This is a genomic window from Breznakia sp. PF5-3, assembly GCF_029504745.1.
Classification (GTDB): domain Bacteria; phylum Bacillota_I; class Bacilli_A; order Erysipelotrichales; family Erysipelotrichaceae; genus Breznakia.
The window spans coordinates 22185-35931 of record NZ_JAQFIQ010000025.1; the positions used below are offsets into that span (position 1 = coordinate 22185).

The following is a 13747-nucleotide window of genomic DNA, read 5'->3' on the forward strand; positions in this document are numbered from 1 at the left end:
GGGTTCACTTCATTATATAATTATATATTACCTAGTTTTTATTTTACAAATTCCTTTATCGTATCTAAGCGATCCATTGTATCTTTATATCCTAATTCGAACCATCCCTTTAATTTTTCTTGATCTTGCGTATAACGAGTAATTCCATGATCTTCACTAGGACGTAACACCAATGCTTTACCCTCTTTTTCTAATTCAAGTACCTTATTCCATTGTTTTTCATAATTTAGATGACGTTTTTTTAAACCTTCTGCAACATATGGAAATTTACGATACTTCCATTTTGCCAATAAAATCTGCCATCCTGGCGCAGGTTTGCGAACATACCCTTCTTCTTTAGTAGAAATGAAAATATGTTTTTCATTTCCAGCACGAATGCTTTGCTCAATTGAAATCATATCAATTAACCCCGCATCCATGTACAATCCATTATTATATTTATAAGGTTTCGTTAATAACAACAAAGCACAACTTGCTTTTACAAGGGTTTGATTATGGTCAAGGTGTGTTTTATCATAATACTCTACTTTTCCAGTTGCGAAATTATATACACCAATGTCTAGCTTTGTACTACTTTTATAAAACGTATCAAAATCAAGTGGTGCACGTGATTCTAAAAAACGAAAAGTAGCTTCAATTCCAAAAAGTCCCCCTTCTTTAAAGAGTGGTCTCCATCCCACGGCATCCTTTTGGGCACCAGCTTCAATTCCTGTAACTGCTAAACGCTCTGGTTGACGAGAAACATAGGGAAGTAAATTTTCAGCACCAGCACTAATTCCTACACTATAAGGTAAATATATTTCTTGATCAAGAAATGCTTTTAATACACCACTTGTATATGCTGCCTTTGTTCCCCCACCTTCACATATCAATCCTACTTTTTGATTCATTCTATAAGCCTCCTGTTTACATAAGTGGTGCAAGAATATTTAACAATGCCCTTACAATACGAATTGGTAATCGCACTTTCTTGCACATTTCATACGTTATTTCTTTACTAACCTTTAAAGTTTGTAAATAATCTTCTTTAATATCTTTGATTGCTTTACTTCGATACATCCAAACACCACATTCATAATGTAAATAGTAAGAGCGGAAATCCATGTTTGTTGTTCCTACAATCGCATATTTATCATCTGCTACAAAGTTCTTTGCATGAATAAAACCTGGAGTATATTCATATATCTTAACCCCATTCTTGGTTAAATCTTCATAGTTATACCTTGTCAATTGAAAGACATACCATTTATCTGGAATATGTGGTACTAAAATTCGCACATCAACACCATTCTTTGCTGCAAGGATTAAACTTGTTTTCATCTCTTCATCAATAACTAGATAAGGCGTTGTAATATACACATAATCATCCGCATTGTTAATCATGTTGATGTGTGTATATTCTCCTACTTTTTGATCATCTGTTGGTGTATCAGAAAAGGGTTGCACTAAACCATCATCAGGATAATCTTTGAAGTAATCAGGATCTACTCGATAGTTTGCATATACATCTTTATCTTCTTCATCAAAATTCCAAAACTGAAGAAACATCAGTGTAAAACTCCAAACTGCCTCTCCTTCTAGCATGATTCCCCCATCTTTCCAATGACCAAAACGTTCAATTCGATTGATGTATTCATCTGCTAAGTTTACTCCTCCAGACATTCCTACTTTACCATCTACAATAAAGATTTTACGATGATCACGATTGTTCATCTGTACTGCTAATCTCGCATGAATTGGATTAAATACTTTAGTCTTGATTCCTTTGGCATTTAATAAGCGATCATAATAATTGGGAAGCTTAGATGCACAACCAAAATCATCATACATAAGGCGTACATCAACACCTTCTTTTACTTTTCGCTCTAAAATTTCTAAAATCGTGTTCCACATGTATCCTTCATCAATGATAAAATACTCTAAGAAAATAAAATCTTTTGCTTCATTGAGCTTATCAATCATAGCTGCAAAATTATCTTCCCCAGTTGCAAAGAAAGTCGTTTTGGTTTTCCCATAAGGAGGAAAAGCACTTGCATTCCAAATATAATTAATTTGCTTATAAGCACCAGAATCATTGCTTGCTAAATCAGCATAATAATTTTGATTCACTTCAATATATTGAAGCATTTCTTCATGTAAATCATGATCACGAACTCTGAGTGCTTTGGGAACTTGTTTCGCTCCAAAGATAAGATATAATAACCAACCAAAAATTGGTACCCCAATAATTACAACTGCCCATGACAATTTATAAGAAGGGTTATCACTACGATTTATAACATAAATACCAACAATTAAAGAAAGGATATTAAAAAACATATATGCATTGATTGAAAACATACTTAAAACATAAACTCCTAATAGCATGATTGCCAATTGCGCCATAATTAAGAAGCCTACAATAACTAATTTATTTGTTAAAAGTCGTAGCAATCGCTTCATATATCCTCCCTAATGTTTTATTTCTTTTTCTTCATATAATCAATTAGTATATCATATATAGTATCAATTACAAACTCCTCTATATGTTCATCTTTTGGTGTTCCCACATCACTTACCATAAAATAATCCTTTTCATAAGTACCACTACTAATCATCATCGCCCGTGGAAAGCCTTCAATAACTGTATTGTTTTTATCATTATCATTTATATGACGTGTTTTTAAACTTGTTTCACCTTTATAAGTCTTTGTAAGTTCTTTTCCAATTGATTTTGTATTACGATCACAAAATAACTCAATTGTATTTCCAGAACCTATACAATATAAAGAAATTAAACTTAAATTCAATTTATTATGCTCTTGAAGATATTTTGTTATTTGGGGATTCCCTAATGCAGTTGATGGTTTGTTACCATCACTAAAAATAAACATAACTTCTTTTCTACGGTTTTCTGGAAGGTTTTCAGCCAACTGTACAGCAAGTGCAATGGCACTACTATTATTAACATAATTATGCTTATTTCCAAACCCATGCAAAATAAACCAAATCAATACTCCCAAATACAAAAAACAAAGGGGATAAAAAATATTTAATACATCTTTGCTTATAAAAGATGGAAAAAGATATACAAATGCTAATAAAAAACCATATCCTATAAACATTGGTAAATATGTAGGTAAAAATAATTTACGCATATTAAAATATCCATCATGTGGATATATTTTATTTTTAAACCAAAGTACCCTTGCAGGTGTATTATAAGGAATCACATAAGCATACTTTGCCTGCTTTGGTTGTCCAATGTAAATATTCTCTAATTTAGAAAACTTTGAGCGTTCTGAAGTTATCTCACTCTTATATCCTAAGGCATGAAATTCATCTGTAATTGCTGTTTGAAATTGTTGTTTTTCTTTTTTTGAAAATCGTTTTCCAAATGTATTCAAATACTTCTCTTTAAGTTTGTTGTCCATAAAAATACCTCAATGTAACTATTATACAATAAATAACTAAAATTAAAAATATTCACCACTGTTATGAAATAAATGTTGCACTAATTTTCATTAAATGTAATTTTTTACATTTTTTGTTGACATGTTGTTTCATTAGTCGTATTATATAACCAATACAAAAAACGTTGACTAGGAGAGTATACTTATTATTTGTATCCAGCGAGATGTTACAGAGTGGAAGTACATCATATAAATATAAGTAGAAACGCACCTACGAGTTCTTGTGGGAATTTAGTATCACAAGACGCATCATCTGCGTTACAGATAGAGTGGCTATTTTTAGCAACTAGAGTGGTACCACGTGTGGATAACAAGCGTCTCTGGATATTTCCAGATGACGCTTTTTTATATCTTGTCAACCAAAAGGTAAAAAAGGAGAACTACTTATGAAAAAAGAAATAAAAAAGATTGTACTAGCTTATTCTGGTGGATTGGATACATCAGTGATGATCCAATGGTTAAAAGAAAATTATGATAATCCTGAAATCATTGCTGTTTCTGGCGATGTTGGGCAAGCGGATGAATTGGAAGGATTAGAAGAAAAAGCACTAAAGACAGGTGCTAGCAAATTCTATGCTTTGGATTTAAAAGATGAATTTGTGGAAGACTTTATCTTCCCTTGTTTAAAAGCAAATGCTGTATACGAAAACGTATATTTATTAGGAACTGCTTTTGCTCGTCCACTTATTGGAAAAGGATTGGTTGATGTTGCACTTAAAGAAGGTGCCGATGCAATCTGTCATGGATGTACAGGAAAAGGAAATGATCAAGTACGTTTCGAATTAGCAATCAAAGCCTTTGCTCCTGAAATGGAAATCATTGCCCCTTGGAGAACTTGGGAATTAAAATCAAGAGAAGATGAAATTGCATATGCTGAGAAACACAATATTCCATTAAAAATAAACAGAGAAACAAACTATTCTAAAGATAAAAATATTTGGCATTTATCGCATGAAGGGTTGGATTTGGAAGACCCAATGAACGAACCGAAATATGATCAAATCTTAGAAATGGGAGTTACTCCAGAAAAAGCACCTGATGTTCCTACGTATATTACGATAGAGTTTGAAAAAGGAATCCCTGTTGCTTTAGATGGAAAAAAGATGAAAGCACAAGAATTGTTACTTGCTTTAAATAAAGTTGGTGGTGAAAACGGTGTTGGTATCATCGATATGGTAGAAAATCGGTTAGTTGGTATGAAATCAAGAGGGGTTTATGAAACACCTGGAGGAACGATTCTTTATAAAGCACACGAACTATTAGAAAGCATTACACTTGATAAAGAAACACAGCACTACAAGCAACAAATAGCAATCAAGTTTGGTGAAATCTTATACAATGGATTGTGGTTTACACCATTAAGAGAAGCATTGAGTGCTTTTGTAGATAAAACTAGCGAAACGGTAAATGGAAGTGTCAAACTAAAGTTATATAAAGGAAATATCACAAGTGCAGGAATCTCTAGTCCTGATACCTTGTATTCAGAACAAATTGCATCTTTTGGTGAAGATGATTCCTACGATCAAAATGATTCAGCAGGATTTATTAATTTATTTGGTTTACCAATCAAGGTAAAAGCCATGATGGACGCAAAAAAGAAATAACATGATTCGTTTAGCAACAATTGAAGATTATTCACAAATGTTTGCATTATGGAAAAATACCATCGGTATGGGAATACGTTCACTTGATGATTCTAAAGCAGGAATCCAAAAGTTCATGAAACGCAATCCAAAGACAAACTTTGTGGCTGTAGAAGATGGAACTATCATTGGTACTATCTTATGTGGACACGATGGACGACGTGCTTATATCTACCACATGGTAATAAAAGAAGCATATCGTCAACAAGGAATTGCTAAACAATTGGTCGATCAAGTAATTGATGCATTACAAAAAGAAGATATCTACAAAGTAGCTTTAGTCACATATAAAACAAACAAACTTGGAAATGCCTTTTGGGAAACCATCGGCTTTCAAAAAAGAGAAGACTTAAATTATCGAAACTTATCACTAAATATAGAAAATGTATAAAAAGGAGAAGCTTATGAAATTATGGGGTGCAAGATTTACAAAAGAAAGCAATCAAAAATTAAATGACTTTAATTCCTCTATTGGAATTGATTCTTTGATGTATAAACAAGATATCAAAGGTAGTATTGCACATGTTACGATGCTGAAAAAACAATCGATTATCCCTGCTGTGGATGCAGATTTAATTGTTAAAACATTAAAGCAAATCGAAGAGGATATCGATAATCATACTTTAGACATTGATATGGAAGCTGAAGATATCCATATGTTTATCGAACAAGAATTAACAAATCGCATTGGTGATGCTGGCAAAAAACTTCATACTGCACGTAGTCGTAATGATCAAGTAGCCTTGGATTTCAGAATGTACAGCATTGATAAAAGCCAAGAAATCATATCTTTATTGAATCAATTGATTGAGACCCTATGTCATAAAGCAGAACTTAATTTAGATGCAATTATGCCTGGATACACGCACTTACAAAGAGCACAGCCAATTACTTTTGCTCATCATCTAATGGCATATGTTGAAATGTTCAAACGGGATAGTGAAAGAATTAAGCAATCTGTGGAAAGAACAAAAGTATCTCCACTTGGTTGTGGAGCCCTTGCTACCACAACATATCCAATCGATCGTGAACTAACAAAAGAATTGCTTGGTTTCAACGAAGTCGCTTTAAACAGTTTGGATGGTGTAAGTGATCGTGATTTCGCCATTGAATTAGCAAGCAATATTTCAATTGCTATGATGCATCTTTCTAGATTTAGTGAAGAAATTGTCTTATGGAGTTCATGGGAGTTTAAATTCATTGAACTTGATGATGCATTCGCTACAGGTTCAAGCATCATGCCTCAGAAAAAAAATCCCGATATCTGTGAATTGATAAGAGGAAAAACAGGCAGAACATATGGTAATTTAAATAATTTACTTACGATGATGAAAGGACTATCCCTTGCATATAATAAAGATATGCAAGAGGATAAAGAAGCCCTTTTTGATAGCATTGAAACAATCATCGTATGTTTAGAAACGATTATCCCTATGATTGATACATGTAATGTCTTAAAGGATAATATGCGCTCTGCTGCTGCTAAAGGATTTATTAATGCAACTGATTGTGCAGATTACCTTACCAAAAAAGGAATGCCATTTAGAGATGCATATGGAGTAATTGGAAAACTTGTAAACTATGCAATTACCAACGATAAAGTATTAGAGTCTTTAACTTTAGAAGAATATCAAGAAGCAAGTAATTTATTTGAAGAAGATATTTATAAAGCAATTGCTTTAGATACTTGTGTAAATAATAGAAGTGTTGTTGGAGGTCCAGCCCCACAAACAGTAAAACAACATATTGATTTTGTATTACAAAAACTTAAGGAGGAGTAAGATGAAAAAACTTAAAGTTGGAATCATTGGTGCCAGTGGTTATGCAGGAGCAGAATTACTACGCTTGTTACTTACTCATCCAATGGTAGAAATCAGTGGTATTTATTCTCGTAGCTATCAAGGAAAACAAATAAGCGATTTGTACCCTGGATTTCAAAATATCACAAACTTAGTATTCAGCGATGAAGATTTACTTATTCAAAATAGTGATATTGTATTTGCATCATTACCTCATGGTATCAGTGAACAATATGCAAAGAAATGTCATGAACAACATAAAAAATTTATTGACTTAGGTGCTGATTTCCGGCTTTATGATGAAGCTGATTACAAAACATGGTATAAGCTTTCTTATCATCAACCAGAATTGCATAAAGAAAGCGTCTATGGATTATCAGAAATATATAAAGATGCAATCAAGAATGCTTCTATTATTGGAAATCCTGGATGTTATCCTACATCTATAGCCTTTGCATTATATCCTATTTTAAAACATGGTATTCAACAAGATAATCATTTTATCATTGATGCAAAATCAGGAGTTACAGGTGCAGGTAAAGAACCCTCTGAAACAACTCATTTCGCTAATGTGAATGAAGGGTTTCACCCTTATAAAGTTGCTGAGCATCGGCATACTCCAGAAATTGAACAAACCTTAAGTGCAATGGCAAACACAAATATTTCAGTAACTTTTGTACCTCATTTGTTACCAATTGATAGAGGAATTATATCAACTGTATATATAAGGATAGGAAAAGAACAAACATTAGAACAATTGCATACTCTTTATTCCAATGTATATCAAGCACACAAATTCATTCGTGTATTACCTTTGAATAAAACAACAAATTTAAAATATGTACAATATAGCAATTACTGTGATTTAAGTCTTCATCTTGATACACGTAGCAATACACTAATCGTTGTGGCTGCAATTGATAATATGGTAAAAGGTGCAGCAGGACAAGCAATCCAAAATATGAATATAATGTATGATTTAGAAGAAGATATGGGGCTTACATTCATTCCCCCATCTTTCTAGAAAGGAACATCATGGAAATACAAAACAACCAAGGTATCTGTACACCAAAAGGATTTTATGCAAATGGAATTCATTGTGGGATACGCAAAAATAAAACTAAAAAAGATCTTTCATTGGTTTACAGTGATACGATGTGTATAGCAGCTAGTTGTTATACATTAAATAAAGTTCAAGGTGCTCCAATCAAAGTCACAAAAGAACATCTAAAAGATCATCAAGCACAAGCAATTATCATCAACAGTGGAAATGCAAATACATGTAATAGCAATGGTTTGGAAATTGCGAATCAAATGTGTGAGCTTACCGCAAATGCTTTACAGATTAAAAAAGAAGATATTATTGTCGCTAGTACTGGAGTGATTGGTGAGAAACTATCTATTAATCCCATTAAAAATCATATCGTTGAACTAGCAGAAGGTTTATCTAAAGATAAAGCACTTGCTGCCTGTGAAGGAATCATGACAACCGATACATATCCTAAGCAGTTTAATACAAGTTTTGAAATTGATGGGCATACATGTCACATTGGTGCGATGGCTAAGGGAAGTGGAATGATTCACCCGAATATGGCTACCCTTTTGTCCTTCATTACAAGTGATGTTGATATCACTGCAGATATGCTCGATGAACTTATTCATGAAGTATGTAATGATACCTTAAATATGATTAGTATCGATGGTGATACTTCTACAAACGATATGTTGAGTATTTTATGTAATGGAAAAGCATTGAATCCACAAATTCGCGAAAAGAATGAAAACTATGCTATTTTTAAAAATGCGCTTTTAAAAATCTGCGAACAAATCTCAAGAACTATTGCCAAAGATGGTGAAGGTGCTACCAAACTATTAATATGTAATGTTACTCACGCTAAGGATACACCATCTGCAAAAGCAATTGCTAAAAGTGTTATTCATAGTTCATTAGTAAAAAGTGCCATGTTTGGTTGTGATGCAAACTGGGGTAGAGTCTTATGTGCCATTGGATATAGTGATGCAACTTATAATGCAGAAGTAATTGATGTTGCTTTTGAAAGTGCAAAAGGATGGATTGATGTTTGCAAACAATCACAAGGACTTTTGGTGGATGAAGATAAAGCATTAGAAATATTAAAAGAAGATGAGATTACAATCCATGTGAACATGCACGATGGTGATAAACAAGCTACCAGTTGGGGATGTGATCTAACATATGAGTATGTGAAAATTAACGGCGAATACCGTACATAAGAGGTGATAGAAATGATGAAAGATGCAATTAAAGAAGCTGAGATATTATCTCAAGCACTCCCATATATTCAAAAATACAGTAATAAGATTATTGTCGTAAAATATGGTGGTAACGCCATGAAAAACGAAGAGTTAAAACAGAATGTTATGACCGATATCGTATTATTATCTGAAATAGGAATTCGTGTCGTTTTAGTTCATGGTGGTGGACCTGCTATCAATATCATGTTGGATAAAGTTGGGATAGAGCCAAAATTCATTGATGGGTTACGCTATACAGGAAAAGAAACAATGGATGTTGTACAAATGGTATTAACTGGTCAAGTAAATAAGGAATTGGTTTCCATATTAAATGGAAAAGGTGCCAAAGCTGTTGGGGTAAGTGGAACAGATGCAAATTTAATTTTAGCGAAAAAACACCACACTCCACAAGATTTAGGTTTTGTAGGTGAAGTTGAATCTATTCAAAGCGATCTTATTTATGACCTCTTAGATCAAGGCTATATTCCTGTTATTGCATCCGTAGGATGTGATTCAGAAGGACAAGCTTACAATATCAACGCTGATATTGCAGCATCGAGTATTGCACAAAAATTAGAAGCTGAAAATATGGTATTAGTCAGTGATGTTCCGGGAATCTTGAAAGATCCTAAAGATGAAACTAGTTTATATTCAAAAATTTATTACGATCAGATTGACGAATTGATTCAAAGCGATTATATTAGTGGTGGGATGATACCTAAGGTGAACTGTATTAAAACAGCTTTATCTGGAGGGGTAAAAAAGTCATGTATCATCGATGGACGCATTCCACATTCATTACTAATTGAGATTTTATCTAAACAAGGAATCGGAACTCTGTTTCGAGAAAGGAAGAAATATGAATAATACAATTAAAATGAAAGATACTTTGTATATCGCTAACACATATAATCGCTACCCTGTGTATGCAAAATATGGAAATGGCTGTTTAATCATTGATGATGAAGGAAAGGAATATTTGGATTTTACAAGTGGAATTGGTGTAACTGGCTTAGGGCATAGTTTTGAGCCTTGGGTAGAAGCTACAACTAAACAATTAAAAGATATTGAACATGTATCTAATCTATTTTACTCAAAACCATGTATTGAAGTAGCTGAAAAGCTATGTAAGAAAACTGATATGAAACGCATTTTCTTTGCGAATTCAGGTGCAGAAGCCAATGAAGGAGCAATCAAAGTTGCAAGAAAATATGCATTTGATTTATATAAAGGGAATCGCAATGAAATCATTACCCTTAAAAATTCATTTCATGGAAGAACAATAACAACTCTCTCTGCTACAGGACAAGATTCTTTTCATCATAGCTTTGGTCCATTTGTAGAAGGTTTTAGCTACGTGTCTGCTGATAATTTTGAAGATTTGAAAAACCACATAACTAATAAAACGCTTGCCATCATGGTGGAAGTAGTTCAAGGAGAAGGCGGTGTTGTACCACTTGCTAAATCTTATTTACACGCAATTCAGGATATTTGTGACCATCAAGATATTCTACTCATTGTTGATGAAGTACAAACTGGTATTGGGCGTTGTGGTTCTCTATTTGCATATATGCAATATGGATTACGTCCTGATATTGTAACTTGTGCTAAAGGATTAGGTAATGGACTACCGATTGGTGCTGTTCTTATGGGGGATAAATGCGCTGATGTTCTAGAATTTGGCGATCATGGTTCTACCTTTGGTGGTAACCCTGTTGCTTGTGCAGGTGCAAATGTTGTCTTAGACTATATGAATGATAAACTATACGCACATGTCAATCAAATGGGAAGTATTCTATGTACAAAGCTTTTAAACTTGAAACATGTAAAAGCCGTAGATGGTCTTGGATTGATGTTAGGCGTTGTATTAGATGAGCACATCGATGTTAAAGAAGTGGTAGAAGCATGTATTGATGAAGGCCTTTTGCTCTTAACCGCAAAAAACAAACTACGGTTTTTACCACCCTTAATTATAGAAGAAGATGATGTTCAAAAAGCAATAGCTATATTAGATAAAGTGTTAATGAAGTTAGGAGATAAATAATGAAGCATTTATTAAAAATGAGTGATCTTTCCAAAGTTGAACTTTATGAACTTTTGGATTTAGCAGATCAGTTAAAAGCAGAAGTAAAAGCTGGTGATTTTAAGCCCTATTTGAAAAATAAAACTTTAGGACTTATTTTTCAAAAATCCAGCACAAGAACAAGAGTTTCATTTGAAGTTGGAATGCAACAATTAGGAGGATATCCATTATTCTTAAATGCCAATGATATGCAAATTGGCAGAGGTGAACCAATTAAGGATACGGCTCGTGTTCTATCTAGATATCTAGATGGAATTATGATTCGTACATATGGACAAAACGAAGTAGAAGACTTCGCCCAATATGGAAGCATCCCTATTATCAATGGATTAACAGACTATGCACACCCTTGCCAAATATTAGCAGATTTGATGACCATTCGTGAATATAAAGGAAAACTTGAAGGTTTGAAAATAGCTTATATTGGTGATGGTAATAACATGGCAAATTCTTTAATTGTAGGTGCTTTACTTGCTGGTATGAAGATTAGTGTAGCATGTCCTAAAGGTTATGAACCTGCTGAGGATATCCTTGCCAAAGAAACCAACAACCCCGATTTTGAACTTGTTGAAGACCCAAAAAAAGCTGCTGTGAATGCAGATGTAGTCATCACTGATGTATGGGCAAGTATGGGAGACGAAGATGAGAGCAGTGTTCGTGCTGAAGTATTCGGTGGTGTTTATCAAGTAAATGATAAAATCATGGAACTAGCAAATAACGATGCAATGGTTCTCCATTGTTTACCTGCTCACCGTGAAGAAGAAATTAGTGAGAAGGTATTCGAAGCTCATGCAGATGAAATCTTTGATGAAGCAGAAAATCGTTTACATGCTCAAAAAGCTGTATTAGTAAAATTATTAGGATAAATACCACATTTGTGGTATTTTTTATTTTCGCTTCCTAATTACATATATTACCAATCCTAAAATCCCCGTAAGTAAAGAACCTATGATTATATAAACGAATGCGTTACTTTGTTCTTTCACTTTCTCTTTTGGTTTTTCTATAGCAGGCTCTTCATTTTCTTGTTTTTGGGATATAAGCCATGCATAAAACGATTTTCCATCTTTATTTTTAGGAATATTATTTGTTATCCATACCCATGCCTCATGTGGTTCATACGTTACTCCATCTACAATGTTATCCACAAACTCAGTATAGATAACATTTCCACCCAATGCATATAATGCTTCATATGTATTGCGCGAAGTTGCTACAGAAATTACATTATCCGTTTCTGTATGAAACATCCAAATAGGAATATCCACTACTTGGGATAATTTATCGTTCGAAACTTCATACGCTGCACAAATAGGAAAAGCTGCTGCAAATAGCTCTGGTTTTGCCAATATCGTTTCCCATGTCTGATACCCTCCCATAGAATATCCTCCTATATACACACGGTTTTTATCAATATTATCATGTTGATCACGGTATTCTTCTATAAGCTGTAACAAAGCGTCTGTATGATTATTTCCATCTAGAAAAATATCTCCCAGTGTCAAATCAACCCAAAAATCAGGACATTGAGGTGCTAATACATAAGGATTATCCAATTGCTTTTGGACATCACTACCAACAAAACTGACAGCTCCCTTATCAGCAAGAATTTGTGACACATTATTATCTCCACCTTTTCCTGCTCCATGCAACCAAATAATGAGTGGATGCTTTTTACCATCGTCCTTAGGTTGATAATCGCGATATTGCAAACCAGAAGTACTTTTCCCTGTGGTAAATTTATCTGCTTGCGAATTTACAATGTCTCCTTGTTCATATTCAAAATTGATTTCATCGCCAGCCACTGTTTTAATACTGTTGTTTTGATAAAGGTTATACGACATTTCCTTTTCAATATAAGCATATGAGGCTTGTTCCCACCAAAGAGAATATGTAATTTCTACATCTTTTCCTTTTTGTAGTTCTAAAATAATATACTTCCCTTCTTTTTTTGCCATTCCCGTACGTGTATTACTCACATAGATATTCGTTAATGAAATTGCTGAAGATTCTACAATATCATTATTTACTACATTTTGTATTTCTATATCAAAAGTATTAATATTGATACTATCTGCTATTACACTTTCTGGACATTTTATAATAATTTTGGTAATTTGCGCCCCATAGTCAAACACTTCCTCCTCCAAAATAAACGTTGCTTTCTTAGATTTGGCATCTATTGTTTCTTCTGGTAGAGAAATAATCATCGTTAAAACACTTAAAAATATTAAAATCACTCTTTTATGCATGTATAAACTCGCTTTCATTTTCATATAATTCTTATATATTTTAATATACAGTTGATATACAATACATGCAAATTTTTTTGTATTATTTGAATCTTTTCTTATTAAATTTTAAGAAAAAATAGAAACCTCTTTCAATCGTTCCTTATCTTGGTCAATTTGCAGAGAAAGTTCCTTATTAGAGAAAGTTCCCTTTTTAAAAGAACTTTTTACTACAAAGTATTTTAAAAAATGAAAAAACAATATA

The 13747-nt window shown here is 33.2% G+C and carries 12 protein-coding genes and 1 other annotated feature; of the genes, 8 read left to right on the forward strand and 4 right to left on the reverse strand.

Annotated features, from left to right (window positions below; genetic code table 11):
- Nucleotides 1-38: 38 nt before the first annotated feature.
- The 3 genes from M2475_RS07160 to M2475_RS07170 are packed head-to-tail and all read right to left on the reverse strand — an operon-like array spanning nucleotide 39 to nucleotide 3413.
- Entirely contained in the window at nucleotides 39-890 is an 852-nt protein-coding gene (locus M2475_RS07160) for a patatin family protein (protein WP_277490506.1), read from the reverse strand.
- Between the two features lie 16 nt (nucleotides 891-906).
- The gene (gene cls / locus M2475_RS07165) at nucleotides 907-2442 is read right to left on the reverse strand and encodes a cardiolipin synthase (RefSeq protein ID WP_277490507.1); all 1536 of its coding nucleotides are present in this window, start codon (nucleotides 2440-2442) and stop codon (nucleotides 907-909) included.
- A gap of 17 nt (nucleotides 2443-2459) precedes the next feature.
- Nucleotides 2460-3413: a hypothetical protein gene (locus tag M2475_RS07170; protein WP_277490508.1), complete on the reverse strand. Its 954-nt coding sequence runs from the start codon at nucleotides 3411-3413 to the stop codon at nucleotides 2460-2462.
- Nucleotides 3414-3568: 155 nt separating this feature from the next.
- Nucleotides 3569-3777 (forward strand) — a binding site (T-box leader).
- A 61-nt stretch (nucleotides 3778-3838) separates the two neighbouring features.
- On the opposite strand from M2475_RS07170, the gene M2475_RS07175 reads away from it, so the two are divergent.
- Genes M2475_RS07175 through argF form a run of 8 tightly spaced genes read left to right on the forward strand, consistent with a single transcriptional unit; the run spans nucleotide 3839 to nucleotide 12117 of the window.
- Nucleotides 3839-5056 (forward strand): argininosuccinate synthase, encoded by a 1218-nt coding sequence (locus M2475_RS07175; RefSeq protein ID WP_277490509.1) that lies wholly within the window; start codon nucleotides 3839-3841, stop codon nucleotides 5054-5056.
- 1 nt (nucleotide 5057) lies between these two features.
- Nucleotides 5058-5486: a GNAT family N-acetyltransferase gene (locus tag M2475_RS07180; protein WP_277490510.1), complete on the forward strand. Its 429-nt coding sequence runs from the start codon at nucleotides 5058-5060 to the stop codon at nucleotides 5484-5486.
- Nucleotides 5487-5499: 13 nt separating this feature from the next.
- Nucleotides 5500-6876: an argininosuccinate lyase gene (argH, locus tag M2475_RS07185; protein WP_277490511.1), complete on the forward strand. Its 1377-nt coding sequence runs from the start codon at nucleotides 5500-5502 to the stop codon at nucleotides 6874-6876.
- Between the two features lies 1 nt (nucleotide 6877).
- A complete protein-coding gene (gene argC / locus M2475_RS07190) occupies nucleotides 6878-7918 on the forward strand; it encodes an N-acetyl-gamma-glutamyl-phosphate reductase (RefSeq protein ID WP_277490512.1) in 1041 nt (346 codons plus the stop codon).
- Between the two features lie 11 nt (nucleotides 7919-7929).
- Nucleotides 7930-9147: a bifunctional glutamate N-acetyltransferase/amino-acid acetyltransferase ArgJ gene (gene argJ, locus M2475_RS07195; RefSeq protein WP_277490513.1), complete on the forward strand. Its 1218-nt coding sequence runs from the start codon at nucleotides 7930-7932 to the stop codon at nucleotides 9145-9147.
- Nucleotides 9148-9159: 12 nt separating this feature from the next.
- Nucleotides 9160-10035 carry an acetylglutamate kinase gene (argB, locus tag M2475_RS07200; protein WP_277490514.1) on the forward strand — a complete coding sequence of 292 codons (876 nt, stop codon included), beginning with the start codon at nucleotides 9160-9162 and terminating at the stop codon, nucleotides 10033-10035.
- Nucleotides 10028-11212, forward strand: a complete 1185-nt coding sequence (locus M2475_RS07205) for an aspartate aminotransferase family protein (protein WP_277490516.1) — start codon at nucleotides 10028-10030, stop codon at nucleotides 11210-11212. The genes argB and M2475_RS07205 overlap by 8 nt, the downstream gene beginning before the upstream one ends.
- On the forward strand, nucleotides 11212-12117 hold the full coding sequence (gene argF, locus M2475_RS07210) for an ornithine carbamoyltransferase (protein WP_277490517.1): 906 nt from the start codon (nucleotides 11212-11214) through the stop codon (nucleotides 12115-12117). Before M2475_RS07205 ends, argF begins: the two co-directional genes overlap by 1 nt.
- A 21-nt stretch (nucleotides 12118-12138) precedes the next feature.
- Here the strand turns inward: argF and M2475_RS07215 are convergent, their stop codons facing one another.
- Nucleotides 12139-13527, reverse strand: a complete 1389-nt coding sequence (locus tag M2475_RS07215; RefSeq protein WP_277490518.1) for a prolyl oligopeptidase family serine peptidase — start codon at nucleotides 13525-13527, stop codon at nucleotides 12139-12141.
- Nucleotides 13528-13747 lie beyond the last annotated feature (220 nt).

What these genes read in the sequence shown, in the direction of transcription:
- argF (WP_277490517.1), top strand. Translation starts at nt 11,212, where the DNA reads ATGAAGCATTTATTAAAAATGAGTGATCTTTCCAAAGTTGAACTTTAT.
- cls (WP_277490507.1), bottom strand. Translation starts at nt 2,442, where the DNA reads ATGAAGCGATTGCTACGACTTTTAACAAATAAATTAGTTATTGTAGGC.
- M2475_RS07180 (WP_277490510.1), top strand. Translation starts at nt 5,058, where the DNA reads ATGATTCGTTTAGCAACAATTGAAGATTATTCACAAATGTTTGCATTA.
- argJ (WP_277490513.1), top strand. Translation starts at nt 7,930, where the DNA reads ATGGAAATACAAAACAACCAAGGTATCTGTACACCAAAAGGATTTTAT.
- M2475_RS07160 (WP_277490506.1), bottom strand. Translation starts at nt 890, where the DNA reads ATGAATCAAAAAGTAGGATTGATATGTGAAGGTGGGGGAACAAAGGCA.
- M2475_RS07205 (WP_277490516.1), top strand. Translation starts at nt 10,028, where the DNA reads ATGAATAATACAATTAAAATGAAAGATACTTTGTATATCGCTAACACA.
- argC (WP_277490512.1), top strand. Translation starts at nt 6,878, where the DNA reads ATGAAAAAACTTAAAGTTGGAATCATTGGTGCCAGTGGTTATGCAGGA.
- argH (WP_277490511.1), top strand. Translation starts at nt 5,500, where the DNA reads ATGAAATTATGGGGTGCAAGATTTACAAAAGAAAGCAATCAAAAATTA.
- argB (WP_277490514.1), top strand. Translation starts at nt 9,160, where the DNA reads ATGATGAAAGATGCAATTAAAGAAGCTGAGATATTATCTCAAGCACTC.
- M2475_RS07170 (WP_277490508.1), bottom strand. Translation starts at nt 3,413, where the DNA reads ATGGACAACAAACTTAAAGAGAAGTATTTGAATACATTTGGAAAACGA.
- M2475_RS07175 (WP_277490509.1), top strand. Translation starts at nt 3,839, where the DNA reads ATGAAAAAAGAAATAAAAAAGATTGTACTAGCTTATTCTGGTGGATTG.
- M2475_RS07215 (WP_277490518.1), bottom strand. Translation starts at nt 13,527, where the DNA reads ATGAAAATGAAAGCGAGTTTATACATGCATAAAAGAGTGATTTTAATA.